The organism is Polaromonas sp. P1_E3 (assembly GCF_056405935.1).
Genome location: NZ_JBFUBD010000624.1, coordinates 1 through 1,172 on the forward strand (window position 1 = coordinate 1; position 1,172 = coordinate 1,172).

The window sequence follows — 1,172 nt, forward strand, 5'->3', positions numbered from 1 at the left end:
CAGCTGCTCAAGGCGCGCTACCAGAACAAGATCACCATCGGGCAGACAGGTGCTTGGCTGAAAGAAAAGCAGGCCTACAACACCTTTGTCGTCAATGTGAGGGCTCTGAGTCCCGACAATGAGATGCAGGGCGTGCAGATATTTGAATTCAACAACAAGGGACTGATCGTTTCCACCACGCAGGCACCTCTGGCGGTGTTTACCGCCGGCGATGCCTGGGAACTGAACCAGGCCACGCGCGCAGAATTTGATGTCCCTGCGGGTGCGAGCAGCGCCGCCAACCCGGCGGGCAACGCCAAGGTCAACCGCAACGTACTGAAGAGCTTTCGATGGCCGACCGAAATCAGCGCAGAAATGGTATCGGTGGCGTTGCTCAAACCTGAGCGCATGGGCACCATTGATCTTTTTAACTACGTCCGACACCTGGATGCCAATGGACAGACGGCCCAGCGCTACGAAATAGAGTTCTGGAAAAAAGTCTTTTACCCGCTCAGCTGCCTGGTGATGGTGATTCTGGCACTGCCTTTTGCCTACCTTCACTTTCGATCGGGCGGCATCGCCGGCTATGTGTTCGCCGGTGTGATGATTGGCATCAGCTTCTTCCTGCTCAACAACGTGTTCGGCTACATCGGCAACCTGCGCAACTGGCAACCCTGGCTTGCAGCCGCCACGCCGGGCCTGCTTTACATGGCCGTGTCGCTGGGGGCGTTTGGCTGGCTGGTGCTCCGGCGCTAACCGCACCGCGTGCCATGACACCTTCATCCTCCGCACTGCGCGGCATCATCCTGTTTGCCCACGGCTCGCGCGACCCGCAGTGGCGCGGTCCCATTGAGGCGGTCGCCGCGCAAATCCGCATGCGGGAACCCGGCACACCCGTCAGCTGCGCCTACCTGGAGCTCTGCGCCCCCTCGCTGCCCGAAGCCGCTACCAATTTAATAGCTGCTGGCGCACGCCACATAAGGATCTTTCCGCTTTTCTTTGGTATAGGCAAGCACGCCCGGGAAGACTTGCCGCTGCTGGTAGAACAGATCCGGGCAGCCCACCCCGATCTGGAAGTGGAGCTTCTGCCCGCCGCCGGCGAGCGCGCCGAACTCACCGCCCTGATAGCGACTATTGCCTTGTCATAAGTGCKGCGTAAGTGGTTCGTGCGATGAGGCAGCGGACGCCTCTTT

At 59.9% G+C, this 1,172-nt stretch carries 2 protein-coding genes; both read left to right on the forward strand.

Features of this window, described 5'->3' with window-relative positions; genetic code table 11:
- Window positions 1–735 (forward strand): LptF/LptG family permease (locus AC1D0Z_RS22285; protein WP_477660326.1); only part of this gene is annotated, 735 nt, incomplete at its 5' end.
- Window positions 736–749: 14 nt separating this feature from the next.
- The gene (locus AC1D0Z_RS22290) at window positions 750–1,127 is read left to right on the forward strand and encodes a sirohydrochlorin chelatase (protein WP_477660327.1); all 378 of its coding nucleotides are present in this window, start codon (window positions 750–752) and stop codon (window positions 1,125–1,127) included.
- Window positions 1,128–1,172 lie beyond the last annotated feature (45 nt).

Excerpts from the sequence above, each read along its gene's own strand:
- AC1D0Z_RS22290 (WP_477660327.1), top strand. The coding sequence starts at position 750 with ATGACACCTTCATCCTCCGCACTGCGCGGCATCATCCTGTTTGCCCAC.